Genomic DNA, 23125 nt, shown 5'->3' with positions numbered 1-23125 from the left:
ATAGCACTGCTTGAATAGTAAAGTCAGTTCCAGTACCCAACGAGCAAAAACAAAAGACCCAAATAAAGCCTTGTCAGATTGAATAAAAAGGGGCCTTATGGCCCCATTTTATGATTAGCAACATTTACCACAGATGCAGCAAGTTACGCCCAGCCAGCGCTCCCCATGCCACCAGATTTATCATCAAGGTGATGAAGACGGCAGCCGAGCCGAGATCCTTGGCCCGGCCGGAAAGTTCATGATGTTCGTGGCCTATTCGATCCACCACTGCCTCGATGGCAGAATTGAGGATCTCTATCACCACCACGAGCCAGGCCAGTACAAGCAAAAACAGCGTCTGTAGCAGCTCTTTGCCCACGATAAAGGCCAGCGGCGTCAGCACGATGATCAGCAGCAACTCTTGACGAAATGCGGCCTCATGCCGCCAAGCTGAGTTCAACCCTTTCATGCTGTAGCCCGTAGCGTGGATCACCCGGATTAATCCGGTTGCTCCTGGTTTAGCCATTCACGACCCCCTATCAACCTATATGTTATTGTGTTGCCCTGCACGGTTGGAACATGTCCAACTGCGGGTTATAAACTTGACTGTTCACCCCCCATAACCCCAAAACAGAAGAGAAAAGGTTATCGTGGGAATAACGCTTGCTCTCCGCATTGGCACGCAAGCAAGCGATGTCCATCCCCTTCTCTTGTATAAAGCCGGGAGACATCCAGACCTGCATAGGAACGCGGGTCTGGTCATCCGGGGCGAACTTGTAGGGGGTCCCATGCAGATACAGCCCCATCGCACCGAGTGACTCGCCATGATCCGACAGGTAGATCAGAGCCGTGTTGTACCGCGACTCGTACTGCTTGAGACGTTCGATCAATTGGGCAATCACATGATCCGTGTAACGAATGGTGTTGTCATAGGTGTTTTCGAGCTCCTGATCGGTACAGTTTTCAATGTCACTGCGCGGGCAATCAGGCATGAAATGGCGGAAATTCTCAGGATAACGTTTGTAGTATGTAGGGCCATGGCTACCAATAAGGTGAAAAGCGACCAACTTATCGCCCTGCATACTGGCGACTTCCTCTTTCAGATTCTCCAGCACCACTTCGTCATGACAAGTTTCTTTGTCACACAAACTGGGGTAATCACTTGGGTTGATTTCAATGGTGGACACCCGGGAACAAACGTCCTTGCAACCCCCATCGTTTTCCTTCCATAGCACACTCACCTGAGTGTGTTGGAGCACATCCAGAAGATTTTCACTGTTACGCGCTTTGTTACCATCGAACTCATTACGCCCCATGTTAGAAAACATGCAAGGTACCGATACCGCAGTTGCGGTCCCGCAGGAACGTATGTCCTGGAACGATACCAACCCTTCTTCTTTTGCCGTGAAGGGATTGGTGTCCTTGTGGTAGCCGTTGAGGGAAAAGTTCTTGCCGCGGGCGGTTTCGCCGACCACTAAAAACATCAGTGTCGGCTTCCCCTGATGCGGTGCGCGTGTTGCATCAGCACCAAGTTGCTCAAAAGGGATCGGCGCTTGCAAATAGCGTTTGTACACGAATCTGGCGGTGGCATAGACGAAATTGGCCGGAACCACTTCTTTGTTTAGCGTAGGGTTGTTCCGACCCACCGAAGCGTAATCCTGATAGTAGAAAACAAGCACCAACCCGACGATAGCCAGAGAGGCCAACATCGAGGCAGCACGACCTAACAATCCCTTGTACCAACGCACGGGATATTCGATCTTGATAAAAAAGATCAGCACGGCGGGTAGAATTCCAAGCAGAATTACCCAGAGAATAGATGACGTGTTCAGATAAGAGCCTGCTTCGCCGCTATTGGTTTCCAGCACGTTCTGCACCATGTCGCGGTCGAAGATCACCCGATATTTCATCATGGCGTAACTCGCCATTGAGCCCACAATGAATAGGAAGGCGAAGAAGGGTTTGACGAAATAACGAATTGAGAACGGCATCAACACAAAATTCAGTGCAGCTACCAGCACAATGGGGATTGAGATTGCGAAACCAATTTTGAAGTGATCAAGCCCAAGCAAAATATTGGCAAAATGCAGTAACACCGGCCAGTTATGCAATATGGCAAAGCCAAACGCCATTAAAAAAACAAAGGGAACTATTCTTATTTTCATCTTTAAGATTACCCATTTATCCGTTAAAAAACATGACGCTATGGATGGATGAATAATATTCACAACCATAAATAACAAAACTGTCATTTTTACAGTTGTACTTCCCATCCTTCCGTTGTAGCCATGCTAGTAAGGTTTTCTTAAGGCAAACTTAAGACCAATGTCTGGTTATGCTGGTCAGCCTTGGAGGTTCAAGTGACGGACCACCACACCTAGCTGTAATGATGCAGCCAGAACCACTGTTAGTTGGGCCAGATTAGGAGCTGGGATGCTGTTTAATGGTGTTTAAACACCGTTTTGCTGGGCGAAGAACGGACGGGCCATGCCATCGCACCGGCCCTGTCCCCGCAAATGCACTCAGACGCTTAGGGCGCGTCCGCCGTCAGATAGCCTTCCAGCGTCTCCAGCACGCTCTGCTGATCTGCTTCCGACAGCCCCAGATAGGGGCGCTCGGGCAGGTTGATCTCGGGACGGCCGAACTGGTGAGCGGCGCCATATTCCAGCGGGGTGCCGAAGTAGAGGGCTTGGGGATCGGCCTGATAGTTGAGGGTGTCGCGCAGATCGTCGTTGAGGCGCAGCACCTCGTCGGCATGGCGTGGCTTGCGGGCGCGGTACTTGTCCGAGAGGGGGGTCCAGGGCTCCCCTTCCGGGGTCTCCTGCGCATCCCAGCGATCCCGGTGGGAGAGCGCCAGTCCTTCGCCGATATCCGCTAGGGGCTCGCTTAAGTCGCCGGTGCGTTGATAGAGCCGGGCCAGCAACTCATGGGCATCGGCCACCCCGTGGTGACTGATGGCGATAAAGCTGCCCGCCATCAGATCTCATCCTCGAAGGTGGTCATAAAGTGCAGGGCCTCCTCATCGGCCGACAACATAGCGGCCTCCCAGAGATCCCCCAACATATCCGCTTCTTCGCCCCGGGCTTGCTCGCACAAGGCATCCAGCGCCTTGGCCTGTGCCAGGGTAAAGGGGCCATCTTCTGCCAGCAGGGCGCTGGCTTGCTCCAACAGGGTCATCCTTTCTCTCCTTTGCGGCTGGCGGTCGTGGCCTGGGCCAGCATGGCCTCCACCCGTTTGGCCAGTTCGGGGAAATGCGCCACCATGGCATCCCTCGCCAAGATCCAGGCGGCAAACGCCTCGGCGGCGGCTTCCATCCTGGTCTTGCCGGCATACTCCGTCAGCAACCCCACTCCCGTCAGGTCAGGCTCCCCGGCCCAGAAGTGAACCTGGTGACCGAGTTCGTGCAACCAGGTTGAGAGCCGCTGGGCTGATTCTCCCTGCTTGCCGCCGACGTTGGCGGAGATGCTCCAGTGACGGCGCAAGGTCTCGCCGCTGGTATCCCTTGGGTGCCACTGACGGGGCCCGGTGTTGGCATGGGCATCGGTCACCACTTCGGCCGCCGCCGCTTGCACCGCCTGCATGTCCACTGCTTTGAGTGTATCACCCGCCTTCACTTTGATAACCAGATGGCCCCAGCTTTTGGCCGTAAAGCCGTTGGTCGCGCTGGCCCGGCGCGTGTAATAGAGGGAGCGAACCAGGTAAGGGTCTGTGCTCAGGTACTCGGCAATAGCCGGCGCAACCTTGAGCCCTGCCGCTCCCTTGCCCATCTCGGTCTGCTTGATAAACAGGGTCTTGATTGGGTGCGCCTTGAGGAAGGCCGCCAAGGGCTCACGCTGGGGTGCGGGTAGCTGGGCCAGCAGCTCGCTGACCCCCTGCGCCGTTACCCCCTTGGCCGTCGAAAAGGCGCTCTCCACCAACCGCTGCGGCAAGCGCTCGGCCAGCGCGGGTTTCGCCGCCTCCCGCTTGGCCATCGCCTCGGTCAGGGCGGCGGGCGTCTTTGGCCGGTAATCAAAACCCGGATCGATGCCACGAGGGATCCGGTGTATCTCCCCGGTGGCCTTGTCCACCCACTCATAATTGCCGTCATCCGGTGCCTGACCCACCGTCAACCCCCGACGCTTGAGATCCGCCTCGGAGAGCAGGAACTTCTTGCACTTGCAGCCATAGCCGTTGCTGGGGCTGTGAGTATCCCACCAGGGATGGTCCACCGGCAGCACCAGGTTGTTCCACTTGAGGTGCAGTTCCCTGGGGTGCTCGGAGTCGCCGTGGCGATAGAGCGCATAGGGGCGCTTGTGCTTGATGCGCTCAATCTGGTCATCACGCCCGGCGTTATAGCTCTGGCGCAGGTTGGTCTCGAAGATGACGCGAGAGCGCCAGGACGCCGGACCGGTATGCTCCCAACCGTGGAGAGCCACGATTTCCTTGAACGCTTTCTGGAACGAACCGAGGGATTGCCCTTCGCTTATCGCCTTGTCCACCGCCCCGCGCAGGTCCGCCAGCAAGTCCGTCTTGGTCGCCCCCGCCACCATAAAGGCGCGGTTATGGGCATCCCGCCACACATCGGCCCAACGCTCGCTCGGCATATTCAGCTTCTGGCGGAAGAAAGCGATCGCCTCGGCAAAAGGAAGAGAACCATATCGCACTGCCATTATATTGCTGCCTCATCGGAGCTTTTCATAAGTGCGAGAATGATTGGCAGATATTCATCACCACCCTGCTCTATGATGAGTATGTTCTCAGTGCTGGTCGGCTTTCTCTTTTCATGATTCCAGTTTTCTGGGTGATATGGGGTCACCCACGGTGACTGGCCGAACCAGCCGCAGCTCTGAAAAGGGGAATTAGCGCTATGGCTAAAACCAAAGAAGGCAAAAAGAAAGTTCACGTACCCGAACACACCAAAATTGTGAACGGTAAGAAGCAAAAAGTACGTGAGCACTATCGTTCCACTCCGAATTAATCGGACCTTCTCCAGCACTGAGAACATCATTATTTCCCCTCCTCCATCTCCAGCATGCCGAGCAGTTCGCTGGCGGCGATGGCCTGGGCCAGCAGGGCCCCCAGTTCGTCATGACTGAGGTTGGGCTCCAGCGCCAGCAAGCCATCCCGGATCTCCTCCAGGGTGGTGGCCTGCATCACCAGTGCCTGGACGGCGTCGGTCATGCCGGCGAGCAAAGGGGCCACCTCGGCTTGCAGGCGGGCAAGCTGGGCGTCATTGTTATCACCCTGAGCAGGATTCTTTGCCGCCAAGGCCGCCAACCCTTGCGCCCTGAGAGCCGCCTCCCCGGCCCCTGCCTGCTTATCGACGATGACCAGCACCTCTTCCCCTTCCTTGGGCGCCGGGATCTGCAGTTTGTCGCGCACCCACTGCGCCGGGATCTGCATCCCCATGCCCACCAGGGCCCGCAGTGGATTGGCCAGATCGCGCATGTCCTCCGGCTCGGTCACGTCGAATTCCAGGCGCGGGCAGCGGCGCGGCCCCTGGAAGCTCTTGCCGTTCAGGGCAAACAGCGGATAGACCAGATCCCGGGTCAGGGTGGCGGCGAGTTGGCGAAGGTCTGCATCCCGCACCTCCTGGCGCACCTCGTTGTGGACGTTGCCGAGCGCATTGGTCGAGCTCTTGCCGTCTGCCTGACTGGTCAAGGTGCCCCCCAGGATGGCCTTGCTCATGGAGCGTTCGCACCAGTCCATCATCACCCCGAAGGGATCGGCCTGACCGCTCGCCGCATTCTGGAACTCGATCTCCATCCCCCGGGGGATGATGCCGCCAGCGTTATGGCCGATGGAGAGCACCGCCTGCAGCAAGGTGGATTTCTCCTTCTCGGTGGCCCCTTCCGGGTATTTGCCCAGGCGCACCGGCAGGCCGTAGATCTCCAGAAACTCGGCGAGATCCCGCACGCTGTAGTTCTTGAACAGGAAGGGCCAGACCAGGGTGCGGATAAGGCCGGTGCGGGCGAGATACCCCGACTTCGACTTGGCCTTGTGCATGATCCAGCCGAACGGGTTGAGGGCCGCCCCCTCCTTGCTGCCGTCCCGCAGCCGCAACTGGTTCCAGTCATCCGGGTGGGTCTGGAACCAGGCGGGATCGCGCCAGACGATGCCCTTGGGGAGCTGCAACCCCTCCACGAGCTCCCAGCCGCTGAACTCCTGGGCACTAAACCCCTTGAGCACCGCATCGGTAGCATCGAAGATGGCATCATCCAACCAGGTGAAGTCCTCCAGCAGCTCGCGGATCATCTCGCAGTCGCGCTGCTCGGCGGGGGTGGCATTGCGGGGCGGCTCTATGGTCCAGCTCACCCCGAGCAGGGACCGGCGCCGTTTGCCGAGCTCGCTCTGCAGGTGGGCGTCCTTCTCCTCCATGTCTTCGGCCAGCTCGCACTGGGCGATGAGGCTCCCCTCCTCCGCCTCTTTCAGCGCTGCTGCAGCCTTGCCCGGGGTGAGCCCCACCGTGGGGTGTTCGCTGTAGTGACGGCGCAGCTGTGCCAGCTTGGCATCGTTCTCGGTTTGCGGCTCCTTCTGCAGGCGCAGCGAGTTGCCATGAATGTCGATGAGTCCGGCCATTACCAACCCCCTCTCTCATATCGGTGATAATCGTCGTTGCGCTCTGAATCGCGTTTACCTGGTAAGGGGGTGAACTCGATGGCGCCCCCCTCCATCCAGCTGGCTCGCACGGCCATGGCCAGCGCCACCGCAAAGTCGCCGTGGCGCTGCTGGCCGCCCTGGCCGGTGTTCTTGCCCTTGTCGATCTTGGGAATACCGTTGATGACCTGGATTTTGCCGAGGTCGTCCTGCACGTCTGCATGGCGCGGGATGATGAGGTTGCCATCCTCGAATTCCGCCTTGAGCTTGGGCATCCACTCCCGGTACCAGGGGTCATTGAGCATCACGCACTCGATCATGCTGGCGCCCCAGCGCAGCCGAGCAGCTTCTGCCAGATAACCGCCGTTACCGGTGGCATCGAAGGCGGCTGCCGTGAAGCGGTGTAGCCCCTGCAGCAGGTAGAACAGGATCTGGCGCTGGGTCTCATAGGGAGCTTTGACCAGTTCCACCACGAAGGGCACGGTCTTGCGCAGGCTGGTCGCGATGGATAGCGGAACAAACACCGAGAGATCCCCCTTGCGGGCGAAGTCCTCCCCCAGTACATGACGGCAATTGCGATCGAGCGCTTCCAGGCAGGGCTTGAGGTTCTCCTCACACCAGATCTCCGCCACCGCCTTGCGGGTCTCCTCGCTCTGCAGCTCGAAGTCCGCAGGGGAAGTGAAGCGCAGGATGGGGATATCCGGCTGCATGGCCCGCTCGATCAGGGTGCGCTTGATATAGACGCCGCTACTCTGCTTGGGCACGCAGAAATACTCCTCAAGGGCATCCTCTTCGGTGGCGGTAGCCTTGAGCAGCCCTGCCTTCCAGCTCTCCTCGGCCTCCGGTGTCCAAGGCGTGCCCTTGACCTGGCAGATGCGACGATAGAGCCCCTGACGGCAGGCGTCGTCCAGGCTGATGGTGTGAATGGAATAGTCTTTACGACCCGCCCGGCTGTCATTTATCAGCTGGTTGAACAGGTTATCGACGCCGTTGTGGGTGCTGATCAGCCGCACCTTGGCGCCCCACATGGTCAGCGCCATGGCAGCCTTGAGCACCTCGGCCAACCGGTCGTGGAAGGCGGCCTCGTCGATGGTCACATTGCCCTGCATCCCCCGCAGGTTGGAGGGGTTGCTGGAGAGCGCCTGCACCTTGAAGCCCGAGGCGAAATAGACCACGAAGGTGAGGATCGCTTTGTCCTCGTCGTCGGTGAACACCTCCTCCTGGATCTCACCGGCCGCTTTGTTGTACGCCTTAGCCCACATGGCCACGGCGTCGATAAACTCGCGGGCCATCTCCTTGTTGCTGCCCACATAGAAGTGATGGCAGCCGCCGGCCACCTTGGCTTTGGAAGCCGTCAGGGCCGCGTCGGCCGCCTCCGCCCAAGTGATACCGGTGCGGCGGCTCTTCTCGGCGATCTTGAGCGGGCTCTCGTCGGCAATCCAGATGCGCTGGTAGGGCAGCAGCACCTCATCGGGGTTGTATTCGGTACCGAGGATCAGGGCCAACTGCTGGGCGATAGGGGTCTGAGCAATGGTGGTCATCAGGCAATCCCCAGGATTTCGCGACGAATGGCGGCGGCGGCTTCACCGCTCAGACCCGCCTGGGTGACGATGGCCTCGGTCTTGGCTGCCACCTCCTCGGCAAAGGCCTGGCGGATCTCTTTCTCACGCTTGTGGCTCTGCATGGCGGTGGATTCGAGGCGCTGAGCCGCCAACATGGCGTTTTTCAGCATGTCAATATCCACCGCCTCCTCCGGGTTCTGCACCTGGGCCAGCATCGCCTTGAACAGCTGGGAACGGCCGAGCTCCAGGATGAGCTTGGTGGTCTCCCCCATCGGCTTGTCACCGAGCTGGGAGGTCAGTGCCGCCGTGGTCTCCCGCAAGTCGCGCAGGTGCTGGCCTACCTGCTCCACCTGGCTGGCGTGGCGGCTGAGCCCTGAGCGGGAGAGCTTGAGATCATCGGGCAGCCCAGCATCCTCGATAAGGCCATTGATCTCGTCCAAGATGGCGGCCTGGCTGTTGGCCTTGTCGCGCAACATCTCGTTGAGGGCGTTGCGGATAGCTTCGGGCAGCAGCCACACCTTGCTGGCCCTGCCCCGGGTCGGTTTCTCGGCCATGGTCATCCTCCCTCAATCTTCGGCACGGGGCTTCTTGACGCCAGGCACGCTGGATCGCCCTTCGGCCACGTCCTGGCCCCGGCCGGTCAGGTGGGCCACCTGCACCTGGGCCAATTTCTCGATGCGCACCAGCCCCTGCTCATCCAGCCAGGCCAGCAGGGTCTTGACCCGATCCCGGGACACCCGGCCGGTACCCAGCTGGTCGAGGCAATCGTTCAAGATCGACTCGTTGGCCGCCCCGCCGATATCGAGCAAGGATCGCAAGATCACCAGGCGTTGCTGGGCGTCCAATATTCCTTGAATGCTCATGGTCTCTCCTTGAGTTCATTTTCCAGCAGCAGGTCTGCCAGGCGGCGAGCCTGGCGCAGTTCCGGCGCCAGTGCCCGCAGCTCGCCACGCAATTCGCTTATCTCCAGTTGCAGGGTGTGCAACTCCTTCTCGGTCGGCAGATCCGAGAGTTGCTGCTCGACCCTGGCCACTCTGGCGGCCAGGCCGGTGACATCCTCTCGCTTGGCGTAGGTCTTGGAGAGCAGGATGATGACGATCAACCCCACCAGACTGGCCAGGGCGTACAGGGGCCCCCAGTTCTTAACGATGAAATCCCACACGGATTGCCTCCTTGCGCTCGAATAGGGTCTGGCACTCGATGCAGCGCGGCGCATCGGGTTCGGCATGCAGCCGCGCAATTGGGATGGGCTCATCACAATCGCAACAGATGCCATCGCCACGGGGTTTGGGCCTTGCCCGGTGGGCGTCAATAAGTCGCCCGGTTCGCTCGGCGTCGAGCTGCTGGGCGCGGTCTATGGGGTCGCTCAAGGGTGTCTCCTGCCCTGCTTGATGGCTAATTTGATGACGTGGGTCGCCTTAAGGCGCCCCCAGATGGCCAGCAGGCCGCCGATGGCACTGGCCAGATCCACGGCGGTGGAGACTAGGCTGGCTTGGGTACCGGCATCGACCGGTACGCCGAACAGGCCGGCGATACCGGCCCCCACGGCGATGACGCCCCCGATGACGGCGCGGCTCCTGAGCGCAGGCTTTGCTTGGGGTAACAGGGAATCAGGCATGATGGGCATCCTTATGTTCGGTTTGGGTAAGACGGGCACGGGCCCGCAGGCGATCCAGCTCACCCACCGACCGCCAGCCCTGGGCAAACAGGGACTGTCGAGTGGGGTGATGGCTGTAGAGCGGGATCGTCTCCAGGTCCGTGGGGGCGGGTGCGGCCAGATAGGCCTTCAGATGGGCGCGGCGCCCATCCTTGAAGCAGGCGAGGTAACGGGGGTTCTTGAGTTCGGGGATGCCGAAATAGCCAGCGGCCTGGATCCCCTGCAACGCCTTGCGGCGCTTGTTGATGAGGCTGGGTTTGCTCATGCCGCCCCCTCCCCGAACCGGGTAGAAAGCAGGTAGCTCTGAAGGCGCAGCAGGCGGTTGATCCAGCCATGGGCATTGGCCCACTGGCTCGGGTCTTTGCGCACGATGCCGAGCATGAAGCCGGCGCGGATCTCAAGCAGCGCGAGCAGCAGGGCCCGACCACCGTCCCGCCCCGTCTTGGCGGCCAGCACCCGCAAGGTTTGCGAGCCCAGCATCCCATCGACCATGACACCGAGCGCCTGCTGCAACTGGCGTATTGAGCGGGGTGGGCCGTGATGCACGGCGCCGTCGAACAGGGCGATGGCAATCAGCGGGCAGACGCTATCAACCCGATCGCAACGGGCGGGCAGCCAGTAGTTCGCTCGGTAAAACAACTCTGCATGGGCAGGGGTCGCATCCCCGACGGCAATATCCGGCCGACCATCCCGATCGAGATCGAGCATGCCGTCTTTCTTGCCGTCGGCGGCATCGGCCATGCCGAACTTGGTGTGGCCGCCACGGTCGGCCGGGTGGTTGACCTCGCCCCCTTCCACATCGGGACGGAGCAACCAAGCAAGCGCTATGGGATAGGTATCAGGCAACATAAAAGGCCCCTCGATTAACTGCGTTATCGCAGCGTACCGAGGGGCCTTAATGGGGCGGGTTTATGGTGGGTTACTTGAATGCAGCTATCTCAAAACTACCCTTTCGATCTGTGATGTTCTGACGTTGTACCAACATTGGTAATACATCTCCTTCCAGGCACCGAATCCATTTTGGGCCTTCAAAGCCGAACCGTAGTACACGACAACGTTAGGAGGGATCCCCCACATGTAGTCAAATTCAAAAAGCGGTTTGCCAAATAGGCTGTCCGTCCATTCATAATCGTACCGAGCCCTGCTTTCAATACTATGTTTGCAAGGAATCAGAGCATCAGACCTAGCTTTGTCAGCAAAGCACTTTACATCCTCACTACCACAACCAGACACGGGGGACAATGTGTTGGCAGGCGCATTCATAACCGGCTCAGGTTCAGAGGCTCTAGCTGAGTATTCATCCTTCATTGCTTGAATGGCGTTGCTATGCTCGACCTGCTCTTTGTCACATGGCCAATAGTCCACCCATTCCCCATCACATTTATACTTTATGGCTCCCTCCGCAAGACCAGCCACAAATATTGACGACATAGCCAACGCCAACAACTTCACTTGAACCTCCTTGTATAAAAACAATACTCAGCGGTTAATCAAAGCCCAGCATCATTCTGAGCCTTAATTTCCTGCTCACATTCCGTCTCGTTAGAAAAACTATACTCAATCGCCAAATAACCTGAATTTGTATCTTTTGCTGTAGCAAGAAGAGCTACTGAAGAAATATCATTCGGTAAGGGTTTTTCTGCCCCCTTCCAAGAGGTAAATAAATAACGTTCTTTTTTATGCAAAGCCCTCATCCAATCCTCTGGCTCCTTCCAGATGGAACCAACCGTTAAAAAATCTGTTCGTTTATGCTTCCCATAGCGCTGATCCAATTTTTCTTCAAAATCATCAAACTCTGTTTGCAACTGATGACCATGGGGATTGGTTGTTATATCCTTCCCTATCGCTTTAATCCAACAAAGACCAGATTTATCAGATATTTGCACCGCGTACCTCACAAAGTCTGGATGTGGTTTAGGTGGATTATCAAAGAGGTACGTGCCATTGCCGATCGGTGTAATATGGCCTTTAAACATCTCTTTGGTCATCCCCATCGCAACACCAAATGGGCCATCAGCAGCCAACATAACATGTGGTTCTTCAATAGGTGTTGGTGCTTCCTTGGTTTCATTGGGTGCAGTCGCTTTAACATTGCTTTCTGTTTTAGGTGTGGACAATGCTGATGAGCTGAGTGTTAATGGCAAGCCATATTTTGAGACTAGATACTGCTGCTCCAGCATTGCAAGTGTCTGCTCTTGAGTTGCTACGGTTGATTGGCTAACGACGGCAATTAGACCACCACTATATTGAGCCGCTTTAGCTTTAGCCTCAACTAAGTGCTGCTTTGCTATTTCGATATCATTCTGCAAAGCTTGAGCTCGTTCAGGATCCGGCTGGCTAGTTGGCACGACAATAGTCACCTTGGCACCTGTTTCGATTGCTTGGATGCGCTGAGTTAATATATCTCGACTTAGTTTCAACGTTTCTTCGCGAACTTGTTTAATGGCTTTTATCAACCCACCATTATATTGAGCAATCTCAGCAGAGACAGTATCTATATCCTGACCAAGTTTATCGCGCTCTTGCTTGAGCTGTCCCACCAGCTCTTGTTCCTGTGGTGTCAGTGTCCTTTGCTCATTACACGCTGAAAGAACAAAAATAGAACAAACCAAAAATGCAATCTGTGTTTTTTTAAACATCACGATCGACCTCCTATCCTCAGTCAAAAAACTCAATCCAGAATCGCTATCTCGCTCAACAACTCCCGCATGATGAGCTGCAACCCCAACAATTCGGACTTGCAATACCGAATAGTCAGCCATAAAAAGAAACCCCATTACATGGGGTTCTTTTGTATCTGTGAAGATGTACGCATTTTGATGCATTTTTTCTCAATTACTTGAAAAGGTCATGCTGCATGCGACATTTCATCAACTGTCGCTGCTCCGCCACCACAGCATAGGTTTGGGGCACCGAGAGCCCATGCTTGCGGGCAAGCTGGTCGATATTGCGGCCATTGAACTCATCCCAGATCGCGCGGTCCCGCAACGCAGCCTTGAGATGATCGCCGGTTGGGATGTAGTAGGCGCGGCCCCCCATATAGTGGGCCTGCACCAATGCCAGCTTGCGGGCCTGGGCCAAGGCCTTATCCGCCGCCATTCCGCCGCGCCCCAGCTCACAGGCTAGCACATCGACCAGCTCGGCCAGTGCCTTGGGCCACTTGGCGGTCAGCTCGGCCGCCGGGATCTGATCCAGCCGGTCCACCAACTGCCCCAGGGATTCATGGTCATCGGCGAACAGGTCCAGATTCTCTTGGCTGCTATCCATGTTGCACCTCCGCCTGCATCTGCTCGAAGGCCGCCACAACGGCCTGGTAGCCCGCTACCCGTCCGGTTATCTCATTGATGGGGATAGTTTTATTAGCCGCCAGCAATGCCTTGACCATCTCCCGCTTATGCCAGTGCTTGAGGGATTCCAGCACCGAGTAAGCCAACTCACCATCAAGCCAAGCCACCCTGGTCACCCCGACCCCCTTGTTGAGCCATACCGTCTGGCGCTCCACATAGTGATCAAGTGCCGTCTCGCTGCCATCTCGCAGCAGGCCATGTTTGGCCATGGTGATCCAGATAGCCCGGATCACCCCTATCTCAGCCGTCCGAACCGGGGAACCGCTGACCGGGCTTAAACGCTTCTGCTTGCCTCCTTTTACGCCACGTTTAACAGTCGGTTTAAACCCTGCCCCCTTCATGGCCAGCAGCACCTTGCCCAACTCCTGGAGCGTCAGTTCTGCCGCCGAGCGCTTGCCACTCTGCTGGGCCAGCAGCTCTCGATAGGTTTCCTCATCCAGCCCCAGGGAGCGGCGGCCCACCTGTACCAACCGGATCAAGCGGGTACGCTCATTGTTTGCTGTCATGATTTCTCCCCCACTTTTGCCACCCAGATCTGGCCGACGGCCACGTCGCACCCACTGCGCCATTGCGGACAATGACGATCAAGCCACTGCTCGGCACCTTGCTGGTTCAAGGGGCCAAACTTCAGCACGTAGGCCAGCAGAGCCTGCCAATTAGACGCCGCCATGACTAACCTCTGCTGCTCTGGCTTGCTGCAGTTCCGCTACCAGTTGCCAGCGCATCTGGCTGGCCTCCCCTGCCAGGGCAAACAGCCCTTGGGCACGAGCCTCTCTATCAAACTGCTTGAGCTGTCTGCACACAGCCCGTTTATCAGGGGTCGCCTGTGCAATGGCGGCCGCGCTGAATATCTTGGTAAGCCGAATATCCATCTCTGTTTTGGTCATCGCCGTGCTCCTTGTTCGAGGCGGTGAAGACCTGGGCCCAGGTCGGCTGCTCATCAGTGCCTGGCCACCACGCCAGGCAGACAGGGCGGCATGGCCACCCTGTTTCGCACTGTCACTGCTCAAACTGCAGCGGCATCAGCCCCTGATATTCCTCTGCATTGAGGGGGGCCGGGCCCAGCCCCAGCACCCATAACAACGCGGCCTTGATACCATCCTCATAGGTGTCGTCGGGGTAGCAGGTGCCCTCGGTTTCGCCTATCTGCTCGCACAACCGCAGTTGCTCTTCGGCCTGTTCTACGTTGATTTCCATCGCGCACGCCTCCCTTACAGCTTTGCCAGATCCAGGCTCATCTGGACGTAACGCCCCTGGGCGTCACGCTCGTAGAGCCGCAGATATTGGCTGGTGCCGGTCACCTGGATGGCATCGGCGATCGCCTGCATGGCCTGCTCCCAGTCGGCGTCGTCGATGTTGAGCTGACGCAGCGAGAGCACCTGGTTGACGTCGATATGACCGGCTTTGGAGACCCGAAAGGCATGGTCCACCAGGGCCCGCAGCTTAGGACTGGCGCCGTCGCTCCAGCGCTCGATGCAACCATCGATCAGCACCTTGGCCGCCTGGATCCGTTCATCAAATTTGCGGTGTTCCCCCACGGCCCGGATCAGCTTGTAGCGACCGTCGAAACTGAGCATGGTCACATTGCCCTTGGTGCCCCCCCAGGCCACCCCGTATCGCTCGGCCGAGAGGTCCACAAAATCGGCGATCTGCTGCATGGCGCCGATCTTGAAGGCCGCCAGTTGTGACCTCTGTTCACGGGCCGCTGCGATGATGGCCATCACCACCTCATCACGCAGCTTGTCGGCCGGGGCGATCAGATTCTCCGGTACCCAGTGCCCCTGGGCGTTCTGCCGCATCGGGGTCGTCTCTTTGGTCTGTGCTTCTTGCATAAGGCTCTCCTTGATTTATCCCGTTGTTGTTCGGCGGTCGCTTACTGGCGCCAGTGCAAGACACAGCCGCCAAAGCGCACCATGGCCACCTCACTGACCACGCCAGCCAGGTACTCGCGCCCTCACACCGCCCGCCGGGTCATCTCCGGCGGCAAGGGGCCGGTCACCATCAGCATCGGGGTATCGCGCACCTGGCTGGTGCGCACCTTGCAACCGTTCGCCGTCAACCAGAGGCGCAGCTGGTCGGCTGTGTTTTGCAGATTTCTGTTCATCCCGTTCTCCTTGTGATGTCTCACTGGGCCCACCGCACACCCCGAGCCCGCTGGTTTACTGGCCGTGCTTCTCAACCTTGTCGAGCAGCCGGTTGTATTTGATGCCCAGGATCTTGAGCTCTTCGGCCAGCAGCTCTGCCAGAATGCGCAGGCTGCTGCTGGCGTTCTCACCGTCGCTTTTTGCCTGGCGGCGCAACCGAGAAAGGGTGGCATCAGCGTCATAACGGACGCTTTTGTCCCCTCCTCTGCTGCCCTGCTCGACGGCAAGGCGCATTGGCCGGCGCAGTTGCTGATCCTCGCTGAGCTGGCTATGGGGGCAGCCGCTGTGACAGGCCTTCCAGAGCTTGATGTCCATCGGTCTGGTCCCGACCTCATCCGCCCGTCGGCGCTGATGGGCCAGGCACTGATGCACCGGGATCTCCCCCAGAATGGGGCAGGTCACCTTGTGGCCCATCAGGTTGCCCTCCACCAGCTTCTGCACCCGTGCCAGATCTCCCGGGTACTTCTGGTTACAGACCTGGCTGATCGTGGTGCGGGACAGACCCAGTTTTTCAGCCACCACGGACAACGAACTGGCCCCGACCTCGGCTTGCAGAACCTCAAGCCACGTGTCCATGTTTCTCCTCCTCAACCAGGAACGGATAGAGCCGCTGTTGGTTTTGATCCCAGCAGCCGTTTTTGCGAACAATGGGGGCAAAGCGACCTGTATCTCTCAGCAACTGGTACTTGGCGACCTCTCCACGATGTGGCATGGCTTTGGCCTGGACTTTTACGTAACCAGCCTTGGCCAACGCCTTTGCATAAACGCCTGCATGGTTACTGGTTGAATTCGAGGTCATCGCCAATTCCGTCAACGTGAACACCCGACTGATTTTCATGGTGTTCCACATCTTTTGTTGGCTGGTCTTGCGCCTGCTTTTCCGCTTTTTCCGAGAGATGCAATTTCCTTGATTGGTGCCAAATTTGGGTGGTTCATTCACATTCGAAACTTGATACCGGTTACAGCCAAACACCTCTCTCTGACGCAATGCACCTTCAACAACGCAACAGAGGTGGCCGCTCGCTAACCAACGACGCATCAGCGCATATAAATTTGCTTGCTTAACGTCTGTCGCTGCGAGCAACTCACTCATATCGAACGAGTCCTGTTTGCACATCCACAGCCAAGCCTCTTCCGTCTTGGACTTATCGTTGATATCAACCACTGGTATCCCTCCCGTGCTTTGTTGTTATTTGCTGGGCTACCGGCTGCGGCGCACGTCATGCAGCAATTCGCTGGCGTCCACGTCCTCCAGCCGGATAATCCGGGCATCAGAGGCCATGGCCATCTTCTCGATCTTGTCCAGGGCCGAGACGATGGTGCGCACCACCCCGTTGGAGCGTTTACGAATGAGGTCCAGCAGGGCATCGTCGATCTCCACGTCCACCTCCAGCATTTCGCTGGCAATGAGGGAGACGTCTTCCAGGTCGGCGGGTTTGAACTCGATCCACTGAGAGATGCGGTTGAACAGCTGCTTGCGCTGACTGATGCGACGGGCAATCTCCTCCATCCCCACCAGGATCAGCGGCTGTTCGGTGGCGTCATAGATATCGCGCAGGGTCTCCATGATGCGGGCATTCCCGACCACGTAATCCGCCTCGTCCACGAAGATGGCCAGCTCCTCGGCCCGCACCGCTTCGACGATGCTATCGACCTGGGCCCGCAGGTTGTGGCGCTGGGGAATGCCGATCTCCTTGGCGATCTGCTCCAGCAAGCTGGTCACGGTGTCGGCTTTGTAGCAGCGCACATAGATGCCGTTCACCTCGTCCTGGTTGAACAGCCACTCCACGGCGGTGGTCTTGCCAAAGCCCGAGGGACCATGGATCAGGCCGATGCCCGGCACAATGCTGGAACGGTTGAGCAGGTTGTCGAGCAACTGCTCGGTCTTGATCATGTTTTTGACTTCGACGATCTTGTGTTTCATAGTCTTTTTGTCCTTATGAGGTTGTTTTACAGGGCCGCTTGCTAACCTTTTGCATGGGCGTTGCGAGTGGCCCTGATACTTTCCAGATGGCGGATAATCCGTTTCGCCATCAGCTTGTGGCTGTAGAGGTACTTGGTCAGCCACTCCTTCTCCCGCTCGCCGAGCGGGGTATCCAACTCCTTCTCGGCCAGATACATGGCCTGTTCGTACTCGGTCTTGAGCGCCCTGGATTCCTGCCCGGCCGTCGCCTGGGCACGGGCCGTTTTTTCTTCGCGGCGTGCTTCTATCGCAGCCAGCTCTGCCGCGCTGAATTGGGCCGGTTCACTGGGTGAGGCAATGCCTGAGAGCGCCGCCAATGCCGGGTTATCGAGCCCGAGATCACCGCGCTGGAACTGGGCCACATCACGGGCCTGGTCAACGAAGTGACGCACCACATCCTGATGCAGCTCGTTGACGCCGAAGGTCTTGGCGAGACTGCGCATCTCACGGCGAAAGCTGGCCAGCGCCTTGGCATCTGCACGCTTGGCCGCACGGAAGGCATCCGGGCTGACGCCATTGCCCAGCAGGTCGAGGTTCACGGCCTCGATCCGCTCGTTCCAGTCGCCAGTGCGGTACAAGATGGCGCGACCCACGTCGCTCGGGTCGAGGAACACGCTGACCCGCTGGCTCTTCCAACTGTTCTCCAGTAACTCCGGGGCGCTGTACTTGAGGCCACCGGCCTTGATAAAGCCCTTGGAAACGGTGGCCTCACCGATATGGTTGAGCAGCAGATCCAGCGCCGACTCATCGACAATGGCGCGGCGTTGGTAGCGGGCGCTTTGGTACTTCTCGTTGGGAGTCATCCCGAGTGAGCTGTGTTTGCGGTTGTGGTAACGGGCATCGAGCCAGTCATCGAGCAAGATCTGCAGCTCGGCCGCCGTCATGGCCAGCTCGTAGATCTCCTTCTCTGCATTGGGCTTGCGCTTCTCCTCCAGCCGTTCGGCAAAGCTCTTGCGAGCTTCGATCACCTGACGGTCGGCCACGCAGTGCCCGACAAAGGCAGGCAGCAACTCGATCAGGCCGTGAGAGAGAGTGCGGAAGAAGCGTTCGATATGCGGCTTCTCCCATCCTGAATAGGCGTTGGATCGGCTGACGTTCATACCGAGCAGGGTGCAGATGGACATGACTCGCTGGCTCACGTAATCGGAGCCGTTGTCGGTACGCATCACCCCGTTGTCGTTGAGGGTGCCCCAGGCCAGCAGGGTCTTACGCAGCAGCAGGCAGATCCCCTCGCTCGACGAGGTTTTGGCCACCAACAACCGCACCCGACGGGTGAACACATCGATCACCGCGATGATGCTGTGGCGGCCATCCACCAACATGGCATCGACAGGGGTACTGTCGAACTCCCAGACGTCGTTGGGCTGGCCCATCCAGGGGTACATCTCTTCGATGGCAGTGCGGTACTTGTTGTTGTAAGCGTCGGGGTTGGTGGCATAGGTAAAGGCCACCTTGTTCTCTGCCAACCACTTGACCAACCAGCGACGCAAAGAGGACTGGCTGGGGATCTGCCAGCCAAGCTGGTTCATCTCGCTGTACTGGGTCGCCAACTCATGCAGCGCCCCCCACTTGTTGGCCAAGTGCGGTTTGGCGGTGATCAATGCCGTGAGGAATCGGGCCAGATCCGGGCTTTGCTCAACGCTGGATGGCCGCTCCCGCTGGTAATTGCCCGCCAGCGCAGCTGGACCGGCATCCGCCAGGGTGCCTTGCCAGCGCCGCAAGGTGATCAGGCTGAACGGCTTTTGCTGCTCATAGACGCTCGCAGGGAGTGACAGGCTGCGGGTGCGGTATGCCTCGATAAAGGCGCGGCGCCCCACCTCCCCTTGCTGACATGCTTGATAAGGAGCCAGGAAGAGATCGGCGGCCTGCAGGATCAACAGCCGGGCATCTACCTTCTTGCGGGCGGCGGCGCCCAGGGTCAGCAATCTGCGGCCCGCATCCGGCTTCACTGGCACTTCACGAGCAAGCAGCTTGGCCATTGCCTTGCCGCCGGCCGCATGATCGGTCACCGTTTGTCCCTGCAGGGCAACAGCCTGCTCTGCCAGGTAGCGCCGGGTTTCTGCGGGTAATGAGCTGATGTGGTATTCAACGCCCTTGCCTTTCTCGCGCTTGCGACTTTGCCACTCTTCACGCTCCGCCTTTTTGCGCACACCATCGGGATAGGCTGGCATGCCAATCAATCCGGCCAACCCTTGGGCGGTGAACCAGGTACTCATTGGCTACCTCCCAGCAAGTCGATGCCCAGCGAGTCGGAAAGCTGCGCCATGATGGAACGACTTTCCCTGCGCTTGGGGCTGACGCCCATGGAGGGGGCATATTGTTTGATGCAGCGCTGCACTGCTCTGGGATGCAACCCTTTGGCGCGGGCCCAAGCAGCCTGGGAATATCCGCGTTTTATGAGCTCAGCCCTGATCCACTCTGGTGTTTTCCCTGACATACTCACCCCGTTTCGGTATCATCAAGTGTCGCGATGCGTATCTTTATCATTCATAAAAGAATGATTTTATGTCGCAATGCGTCACATATGAATGATTGATCACCCCAAAAAGATTGACAAGCCTTTTTGTGCGGAATTTTTTGTCTATCGACTCACCAGCAATAGCCACTAGCCGAGAATTCCTTGTATGTCAGAGCGTTATGAAGAAAAACCACAATCAGCACAAAAAGACGGTGAGGTATCTTTTCTGACGGTTGGAATGGATACTCTGAGTGACCGCCTGGACGAGCTACGTGGGAGTCTGAGCTACAAGGCATTTGCCGAATTGGTGGGGATGAGTGAGTCGGGGATGCGCAAATACTTCCCCCCGTTCAATTCGCTGCCCACCATCGACAAGGCGCTGCGCATTGCGCGAACGTGCAATGTGAATCTGGAGTGGCTGGCCACGGGTCAGGGCCCGAAACATCCCGATGGAGTTGCCGAGCAAGCGGTGCGTCGTGATGAGTTTGATGAGGAGTACGCGCTGATCGATGGCTACCATGTCACCGTCAGTACCGGCCATGGCGCGTTTAATGATGATCATGAGGTTAAACGCAAGCTGGCATTTCGCCGCAAGTGGCTTACGTTTCGCAAGTTGAGCCCGGATAACCTGGTGGTGGTCTTCGCCAAAGGCGACAGCATGGAACCCACCATTCACTCTGGCGACTCCATCCTGGTCGATATCAGCAAGAATCAGATCGAAGACGGATCCATCTTCGTGTTGCGGCTTGGAGAGGAACTCTATGCCAAGCGCTTGCAGAAGAACTTCGATGGCGGGATCACCATCATCAGCGATAACCGTGTTGATTACCCCCTGCAGGTCGTTCCAGCCAACCAGTTGGAGAGCTTGGCCGTGATCGGCAAGGTAGTCTGGGCCGGGCACGACTTTTTTTAGTTTCGTGAGTCCGAAAATCGGACTTAAATAGCAATTTAAACTTGGAACACCATCTTAATCGGCCCTCATCTAGGTTTTCATTTTTGCCGCATTCACCCCAAGTGTCGTGCGCCGTCTTTCATTTTGGCGGCGCCCGCGACTAGAACCTCCCGCTCCCCCTCTAAGCCTTATCAGCCTTGAGTTTGTCCCACGAGATCCCACTTGTTTTCGGCTGCTCCCGGTTTTCTCACTCTTGGTGACTGGTTACACGTCACCGACAAGATCCTGGGCCAGATTGGCGTGGTGGGCCGGCTTGCCGCCCTCTTGGCCGAGCACGGCATCGACGCAGTGGTGTTCGACGAGACCAGACCCAATCCCACCGTGGCCAACGTCGAGGCGGGTCTTGCGATGATCCGGGCCCACGGCTGCGACTGCGTCATTTCGCTCGGCGGCGGCTCACCCCACGACTGCGCCAAGGGCATCGCCCTGGTGGCCGCCAATGGGGGCAGCATCAAGGATTACGAGGGGGTGGATCGCTCCGCCAAGCCGCAGTTGCCGCTCATCGCCATCAATACCACGGCCGGCACCGCCTCCGAGATGACCCGTTTTTGCATCATTACCGACGAATCCCGTCAGGTGAAAATGGCCATCATCGACAAGCACGTCACGCCGCTGATGTCGGTCAACGACCCGGAACTGATGCTGGCCAAGCCCGCCGGCCTCACCGCCGCCACCGGCATGGATGCCCTGACCCACGCCATCGAGGCCTATGTCTCCACCGCCGCCACCCCGGTCACCGATGCCAGCGCCGTGATGGCCATCGCACTGATTGCCGAACACCTTCGCACCGCCGTGCATCAGGGGGAGGATCTCCATGCCCGTGGGCAGATGGCCTATGCCCAGTTCCTGGCCGGCATGGCCTTCAACAACGCAAGCCTGGGCTATGTGCACGCCATGGCTCACCAGCTCGGCGGCTTCTACGACCTGCCCCACGGGGTGTGCAATGCGGTGCTGCTGCCCCATGTCCAGGCCTACAACGCCCGGGTGTGCGCCGGTCGGCTCAAGGATGTGGCCCGTCATATGAGGGTGGATGTGAGCGCCATGAGCGATGAGCAGGGTGCGGCGGCAGCCATTGATGCCATCCGGCAACTGGCTCGCGACGTCAAGATCCCCACCGGTCTGGAGCAGCTCGGGGTCAGGGCCGACGACCTCGACGTGCTGGCCACCAATGCGCTCAAGGATGCCTGTGGTCTCACCAACCCCAGGCAGGCGACTCACGCGGAGATCGTCGCCATCTTCCGCGCCGCCATGTAAGGGGGCAAGATCAGCCAGGGCCGCCACGCGGCCCTTTTTATTGGCTGATGGATCAATGGCTTTTTACTTCCGCACGGGGAGTGGGTATGATTTGCCGAGCTAAAAAGACTGTATGGATGATCTGAACCCGATATGCGGATGAAACACCTGATTGCCGCGGCCCTGACCGCCCTCACCCTGTCCGGTTGCAGCCTGGTCTATCGCATCGATATTCCCCAGGGCAACTATGTGGAACAAAAGCAGGTCGACAAGCTGCGCCAGGGCATGACCCGCGAACAGGTCGAGTTCGTGCTGGGTTCTCCCATGTTGCGCGACAGCTTTGACCCCAACACCTGGTACTACCTCTATGAGTTCCAGCCCGGTCGGGGCGACAAGGAGCGCAAGGAGCTGACCCTCAACTTCGTGGGTGACAGACTGGCCACCGTGACCGGTGATTTCCCTCTCCCTGCCGCCTTCACCACACCGCTCTAGATGACATCACAAAACCGGCTTCTGCCGGTTTTGTTCTCTCTGGCCCCGGTGATGTCGCCGGGCCACACTCTGGATGCCTCATTGCCCCGAGGAGATCATCATGAGTCGATTCCTGATTGCCGGCGCCACCGGTCTGATTGGCAAAGCCTTGCTGCACGAGCTGGGGACGGAGCACGACCTCCTCCTGCTCTGCCGCAAACCGGGCGACCCCGCTCCGGGACGCACCTGGCTGCCCACCTCGTTCGACGCGCTGGACAGATTGACGCTGCCCTCCCCTGTGGACATTGCCTTCTGCTGCCTTGGCACCACCCGCAAGGATGCCGGCTCGGCCGAGGCCTTTCGCCGGGTCGATCTCGACTATGTGCTGGCCTTTGCCGCGCTCGCCCGTCGCCACGGCTGCCGCCGCCTGCTGGTGGTCTCCAGTCTGGGCGCCAACCCGGGTTCCCCTGCCCTCTATCCCCGCACCAAAGGCGAGATGGAGCAGGCCCTGCTGGCCCAGGAGTGGCAGCGGCTCGTCATCCTGCGCCCGGCCATGCTGCTCGGCCATCGCGAACCTGCGCGCCGTTCGGAGCAGATCATCCAGGCCATCTATCCGCTGGTAAAGCCCCTGCTGCGCGGGTCGCTGCGCCGCTGGCGTGCCATCGAGGCCAGTCAGGTGGCGCACGCCATGGCGCGCCTTGCCATCCAGGAGAGCGGGATAGAGACGGTGGAAAACGAGCGCCTGCTCACCCTGTGATGCCCCGTGCCGGGCGAGACGATCAC

32 protein-coding genes and 1 other RNA gene are annotated in these 23125 nt (G+C 58.6%); 4 read left to right on the top strand and 29 right to left on the bottom strand.

Translation table 11 applies throughout. The features are described 5' to 3' along the window. Positions 1 to 124 precede the first annotated feature (124 nt). From ACVDHI_RS08780 to ACVDHI_RS08640, 29 genes are all read right to left on the bottom strand, one after another. On the bottom strand, positions 125 to 505 hold the full coding sequence (locus tag ACVDHI_RS08780) for a diacylglycerol kinase (protein ID WP_324040887.1): 381 nt from the start codon (positions 503 to 505) through the stop codon (positions 125 to 127). A 25-nt stretch (positions 506 to 530) separates the two neighbouring features. After that, complete coding sequence (locus ACVDHI_RS08775; protein WP_447211984.1) at positions 531 to 2144, bottom strand: phosphoethanolamine transferase; 1614 nt, start codon at positions 2142 to 2144, stop codon at positions 531 to 533. 365 nt (positions 2145 to 2509) lie between these two features. After that, the gene (locus ACVDHI_RS08770; RefSeq protein WP_447211983.1) at positions 2510 to 2956 is read right to left on the bottom strand and encodes a phage virion morphogenesis protein; all 447 of its coding nucleotides are present in this window, start codon (positions 2954 to 2956) and stop codon (positions 2510 to 2512) included. Further along, positions 2956 to 3156, bottom strand: coding sequence for a hypothetical protein (locus tag ACVDHI_RS08765; RefSeq protein WP_069652681.1), 201 nt, complete (start codon positions 3154 to 3156; stop codon positions 2956 to 2958). The genes ACVDHI_RS08770 and ACVDHI_RS08765 overlap by 1 nt, the downstream gene beginning before the upstream one ends. After that, complete coding sequence (locus ACVDHI_RS08760; protein ID WP_447211982.1) at positions 3153 to 4628, bottom strand: phage head morphogenesis protein; 1476 nt, start codon at positions 4626 to 4628, stop codon at positions 3153 to 3155. The genes ACVDHI_RS08765 and ACVDHI_RS08760 overlap by 4 nt, the downstream gene beginning before the upstream one ends. After that, positions 4628 to 4966, bottom strand: coding sequence for a hypothetical protein (locus ACVDHI_RS08755; protein ID WP_180344782.1), 339 nt, complete (start codon positions 4964 to 4966; stop codon positions 4628 to 4630). Before ACVDHI_RS08755 ends, ACVDHI_RS08760 begins: the two co-directional genes overlap by 1 nt. After that, on the bottom strand, positions 4966 to 6537 hold the full coding sequence (locus ACVDHI_RS08750; protein ID WP_447211981.1) for a DUF935 domain-containing protein: 1572 nt from the start codon (positions 6535 to 6537) through the stop codon (positions 4966 to 4968). Before ACVDHI_RS08750 ends, ACVDHI_RS08755 begins: the two co-directional genes overlap by 1 nt. Continuing rightward, positions 6537 to 8096, bottom strand: a complete 1560-nt coding sequence (locus tag ACVDHI_RS08745; RefSeq protein WP_447211980.1) for a terminase large subunit domain-containing protein — start codon at positions 8094 to 8096, stop codon at positions 6537 to 6539. The genes ACVDHI_RS08750 and ACVDHI_RS08745 overlap by 1 nt, the downstream gene beginning before the upstream one ends. Then, a complete protein-coding gene (locus ACVDHI_RS08740; RefSeq protein WP_447211979.1) occupies positions 8096 to 8671 on the bottom strand; it encodes a DUF3486 family protein in 576 nt (191 codons plus the stop codon). Before ACVDHI_RS08740 ends, ACVDHI_RS08745 begins: the two co-directional genes overlap by 1 nt. A 12-nt stretch (positions 8672 to 8683) precedes the next feature. Further along, positions 8684 to 8980 (bottom strand): VpaChn25_0724 family phage protein, encoded by a 297-nt coding sequence (locus tag ACVDHI_RS08735; protein WP_010674005.1) that lies wholly within the window; start codon positions 8978 to 8980, stop codon positions 8684 to 8686. Further along, the gene (locus ACVDHI_RS08730; RefSeq protein WP_081332095.1) at positions 8977 to 9279 is read right to left on the bottom strand and encodes a DUF2730 family protein; all 303 of its coding nucleotides are present in this window, start codon (positions 9277 to 9279) and stop codon (positions 8977 to 8979) included. The genes ACVDHI_RS08735 and ACVDHI_RS08730 overlap by 4 nt, the downstream gene beginning before the upstream one ends. Further along, entirely contained in the window at positions 9260 to 9487 is a 228-nt protein-coding gene (locus tag ACVDHI_RS08725) for a TraR/DksA C4-type zinc finger protein (protein WP_042074576.1), read from the bottom strand. Before ACVDHI_RS08725 ends, ACVDHI_RS08730 begins: the two co-directional genes overlap by 20 nt. After that, complete coding sequence (locus ACVDHI_RS08720) at positions 9484 to 9735, bottom strand: hypothetical protein (RefSeq protein WP_447211978.1); 252 nt, start codon at positions 9733 to 9735, stop codon at positions 9484 to 9486. Before ACVDHI_RS08720 ends, ACVDHI_RS08725 begins: the two co-directional genes overlap by 4 nt. Next, entirely contained in the window at positions 9728 to 10039 is a 312-nt protein-coding gene (locus tag ACVDHI_RS08715) for a hypothetical protein (protein ID WP_447211977.1), read from the bottom strand. The genes ACVDHI_RS08720 and ACVDHI_RS08715 overlap by 8 nt, the downstream gene beginning before the upstream one ends. Next, complete coding sequence (locus tag ACVDHI_RS08710) at positions 10036 to 10623, bottom strand: glycoside hydrolase family 108 protein (protein ID WP_447211976.1); 588 nt, start codon at positions 10621 to 10623, stop codon at positions 10036 to 10038. Before ACVDHI_RS08710 ends, ACVDHI_RS08715 begins: the two co-directional genes overlap by 4 nt. 84 nt (positions 10624 to 10707) lie before the next feature. After that, complete coding sequence (locus ACVDHI_RS08705; RefSeq protein ID WP_447211975.1) at positions 10708 to 11226, bottom strand: hypothetical protein; 519 nt, start codon at positions 11224 to 11226, stop codon at positions 10708 to 10710. Between the two features lie 38 nt (positions 11227 to 11264). Continuing rightward, complete coding sequence (locus tag ACVDHI_RS08700; RefSeq protein WP_447211974.1) at positions 11265 to 12599, bottom strand: hypothetical protein; 1335 nt, start codon at positions 12597 to 12599, stop codon at positions 11265 to 11267. Positions 12600 to 12609: 10 nt separating this feature from the next. Further along, positions 12610 to 13041: a Mor transcription activator family protein gene (locus ACVDHI_RS08695; RefSeq protein ID WP_447211973.1), complete on the bottom strand. Its 432-nt coding sequence runs from the start codon at positions 13039 to 13041 to the stop codon at positions 12610 to 12612. After that, a complete protein-coding gene (locus ACVDHI_RS08690) occupies positions 13034 to 13627 on the bottom strand; it encodes a gp16 family protein (RefSeq protein WP_447211972.1) in 594 nt (197 codons plus the stop codon). Before ACVDHI_RS08690 ends, ACVDHI_RS08695 begins: the two co-directional genes overlap by 8 nt. After that, positions 13624 to 13791 carry a hypothetical protein gene (locus tag ACVDHI_RS08685; protein WP_447211971.1) on the bottom strand — a complete coding sequence of 56 codons (168 nt, stop codon included), beginning with the start codon at positions 13789 to 13791 and terminating at the stop codon, positions 13624 to 13626. Before ACVDHI_RS08685 ends, ACVDHI_RS08690 begins: the two co-directional genes overlap by 4 nt. After that, positions 13778 to 14008, bottom strand: a complete 231-nt coding sequence (locus tag ACVDHI_RS08680; RefSeq protein ID WP_042074588.1) for a hypothetical protein — start codon at positions 14006 to 14008, stop codon at positions 13778 to 13780. The genes ACVDHI_RS08685 and ACVDHI_RS08680 overlap by 14 nt, the downstream gene beginning before the upstream one ends. Positions 14009 to 14048: 40 nt before the next feature. Further along, positions 14049 to 14118, bottom strand: an RNA gene (locus tag ACVDHI_RS08675) — hammerhead ribozyme type II. Positions 14119 to 14120: 2 nt separating this feature from the next. Further along, positions 14121 to 14318: a hypothetical protein gene (locus ACVDHI_RS08670; RefSeq protein WP_447211970.1), complete on the bottom strand. Its 198-nt coding sequence runs from the start codon at positions 14316 to 14318 to the stop codon at positions 14121 to 14123. A gap of 14 nt (positions 14319 to 14332) precedes the next feature. Next, positions 14333 to 14953 (bottom strand): DUF3164 family protein, encoded by a 621-nt coding sequence (locus tag ACVDHI_RS08665; RefSeq protein WP_447211969.1) that lies wholly within the window; start codon positions 14951 to 14953, stop codon positions 14333 to 14335. Positions 14954 to 15075: 122 nt separating this feature from the next. After that, entirely contained in the window at positions 15076 to 15225 is a 150-nt protein-coding gene (locus tag ACVDHI_RS08660; RefSeq protein WP_447211968.1) for a hypothetical protein, read from the bottom strand. 55 nt (positions 15226 to 15280) lie between these two features. Continuing rightward, positions 15281 to 15841 (bottom strand): transcriptional regulator, encoded by a 561-nt coding sequence (locus ACVDHI_RS08655; RefSeq protein WP_319899963.1) that lies wholly within the window; start codon positions 15839 to 15841, stop codon positions 15281 to 15283. Beyond that, on the bottom strand, positions 15825 to 16430 hold the full coding sequence (locus tag ACVDHI_RS08650) for a hypothetical protein (protein WP_447211967.1): 606 nt from the start codon (positions 16428 to 16430) through the stop codon (positions 15825 to 15827). Before ACVDHI_RS08650 ends, ACVDHI_RS08655 begins: the two co-directional genes overlap by 17 nt. 36 nt (positions 16431 to 16466) lie before the next feature. Next, positions 16467 to 17189, bottom strand: coding sequence for an AAA family ATPase (locus ACVDHI_RS08645; protein WP_115545113.1), 723 nt, complete (start codon positions 17187 to 17189; stop codon positions 16467 to 16469). Between the two features lie 41 nt (positions 17190 to 17230). Next, positions 17231 to 19444 carry a DNA-binding protein gene (locus ACVDHI_RS08640; RefSeq protein WP_447211966.1) on the bottom strand — a complete coding sequence of 738 codons (2214 nt, stop codon included), beginning with the start codon at positions 19442 to 19444 and terminating at the stop codon, positions 17231 to 17233. A 408-nt stretch (positions 19445 to 19852) separates the two neighbouring features. Between ACVDHI_RS08640 and ACVDHI_RS08635 the strand changes: the two genes are divergently transcribed. From ACVDHI_RS08635 to ACVDHI_RS08620, 4 genes are all read left to right on the top strand, one after another. Further along, complete coding sequence (locus ACVDHI_RS08635; RefSeq protein WP_180898599.1) at positions 19853 to 20599, top strand: LexA family transcriptional regulator; 747 nt, start codon at positions 19853 to 19855, stop codon at positions 20597 to 20599. Positions 20600 to 20800: 201 nt separating this feature from the next. After that, positions 20801 to 21892 (top strand): L-threonine dehydrogenase, encoded by a 1092-nt coding sequence (gene yiaY / locus ACVDHI_RS08630; RefSeq protein ID WP_447211965.1) that lies wholly within the window; start codon positions 20801 to 20803, stop codon positions 21890 to 21892. Positions 21893 to 22024: 132 nt separating this feature from the next. Beyond that, entirely contained in the window at positions 22025 to 22363 is a 339-nt protein-coding gene (locus ACVDHI_RS08625) for an outer membrane protein assembly factor BamE (protein ID WP_029314185.1), read from the top strand. A gap of 100 nt (positions 22364 to 22463) precedes the next feature. Next, positions 22464 to 23099 (top strand): NAD-dependent epimerase/dehydratase family protein, encoded by a 636-nt coding sequence (locus ACVDHI_RS08620; protein WP_042878055.1) that lies wholly within the window; start codon positions 22464 to 22466, stop codon positions 23097 to 23099. The last annotated feature ends 26 nt before the right edge of the window (positions 23100 to 23125 follow it).

The organism is Aeromonas sp. 25-248 (assembly GCF_053005425.1).
The sequence above is the reverse complement of the archived record's forward strand: the minus strand, read 5'-3'. Positions and strand labels throughout refer to the sequence as shown.

Bases quoted from the DNA above. Each gene is read 5' to 3' on its own strand.
- ACVDHI_RS08720 (WP_447211978.1), bottom strand. From the start codon at position 9,735: ATGCCTGATTCCCTGTTACCCCAAGCAAAGCCTGCGCTCAGGAGCCGC.
- ACVDHI_RS08735 (WP_010674005.1), bottom strand. From the start codon at position 8,980: ATGAGCATTCAAGGAATATTGGACGCCCAGCAACGCCTGGTGATCTTG.
- ACVDHI_RS08625 (WP_029314185.1), top strand. From the start codon at position 22,025: ATGCGGATGAAACACCTGATTGCCGCGGCCCTGACCGCCCTCACCCTG.
- ACVDHI_RS08700 (WP_447211974.1), bottom strand. From the start codon at position 12,599: ATGCATCAAAATGCGTACATCTTCACAGATACAAAAGAACCCCATGTA.
- ACVDHI_RS08640 (WP_447211966.1), bottom strand. From the start codon at position 19,444: ATGAGTACCTGGTTCACCGCCCAAGGGTTGGCCGGATTGATTGGCATG.
- ACVDHI_RS08655 (WP_319899963.1), bottom strand. From the start codon at position 15,841: ATGGACACGTGGCTTGAGGTTCTGCAAGCCGAGGTCGGGGCCAGTTCG.
- ACVDHI_RS08755 (WP_180344782.1), bottom strand. From the start codon at position 4,966: ATGATGTTCTCAGTGCTGGAGAAGGTCCGATTAATTCGGAGTGGAACG.
- ACVDHI_RS08645 (WP_115545113.1), bottom strand. From the start codon at position 17,189: ATGAAACACAAGATCGTCGAAGTCAAAAACATGATCAAGACCGAGCAG.
- ACVDHI_RS08760 (WP_447211982.1), bottom strand. From the start codon at position 4,628: ATGGCAGTGCGATATGGTTCTCTTCCTTTTGCCGAGGCGATCGCTTTC.
- ACVDHI_RS08740 (WP_447211979.1), bottom strand. From the start codon at position 8,671: ATGGCCGAGAAACCGACCCGGGGCAGGGCCAGCAAGGTGTGGCTGCTG.
- ACVDHI_RS08750 (WP_447211981.1), bottom strand. From the start codon at position 6,537: ATGGCCGGACTCATCGACATTCATGGCAACTCGCTGCGCCTGCAGAAG.
- ACVDHI_RS08690 (WP_447211972.1), bottom strand. From the start codon at position 13,627: ATGACAGCAAACAATGAGCGTACCCGCTTGATCCGGTTGGTACAGGTG.
- ACVDHI_RS08775 (WP_447211984.1), bottom strand. From the start codon at position 2,144: ATGAAAATAAGAATAGTTCCCTTTGTTTTTTTAATGGCGTTTGGCTTT.
- ACVDHI_RS08770 (WP_447211983.1), bottom strand. From the start codon at position 2,956: ATGGCGGGCAGCTTTATCGCCATCAGTCACCACGGGGTGGCCGATGCC.
- ACVDHI_RS08635 (WP_180898599.1), top strand. From the start codon at position 19,853: ATGTCAGAGCGTTATGAAGAAAAACCACAATCAGCACAAAAAGACGGT.
- ACVDHI_RS08665 (WP_447211969.1), bottom strand. From the start codon at position 14,953: ATGCAAGAAGCACAGACCAAAGAGACGACCCCGATGCGGCAGAACGCC.
- ACVDHI_RS08715 (WP_447211977.1), bottom strand. From the start codon at position 10,039: ATGAGCAAACCCAGCCTCATCAACAAGCGCCGCAAGGCGTTGCAGGGG.
- ACVDHI_RS08695 (WP_447211973.1), bottom strand. From the start codon at position 13,041: ATGGATAGCAGCCAAGAGAATCTGGACCTGTTCGCCGATGACCATGAA.
- ACVDHI_RS08765 (WP_069652681.1), bottom strand. From the start codon at position 3,156: ATGACCCTGTTGGAGCAAGCCAGCGCCCTGCTGGCAGAAGATGGCCCC.
- ACVDHI_RS08710 (WP_447211976.1), bottom strand. From the start codon at position 10,623: ATGTTGCCTGATACCTATCCCATAGCGCTTGCTTGGTTGCTCCGTCCC.
- ACVDHI_RS08620 (WP_042878055.1), top strand. From the start codon at position 22,464: ATGAGTCGATTCCTGATTGCCGGCGCCACCGGTCTGATTGGCAAAGCC.
- ACVDHI_RS08780 (WP_324040887.1), bottom strand. From the start codon at position 505: ATGGCTAAACCAGGAGCAACCGGATTAATCCGGGTGATCCACGCTACG.
- ACVDHI_RS08745 (WP_447211980.1), bottom strand. From the start codon at position 8,096: ATGACCACCATTGCTCAGACCCCTATCGCCCAGCAGTTGGCCCTGATC.
- ACVDHI_RS08680 (WP_042074588.1), bottom strand. From the start codon at position 14,008: ATGACCAAAACAGAGATGGATATTCGGCTTACCAAGATATTCAGCGCG.
- ACVDHI_RS08660 (WP_447211968.1), bottom strand. From the start codon at position 15,225: ATGAACAGAAATCTGCAAAACACAGCCGACCAGCTGCGCCTCTGGTTG.
- ACVDHI_RS08685 (WP_447211971.1), bottom strand. From the start codon at position 13,791: ATGGCGGCGTCTAATTGGCAGGCTCTGCTGGCCTACGTGCTGAAGTTT.
- ACVDHI_RS08670 (WP_447211970.1), bottom strand. From the start codon at position 14,318: ATGGAAATCAACGTAGAACAGGCCGAAGAGCAACTGCGGTTGTGCGAG.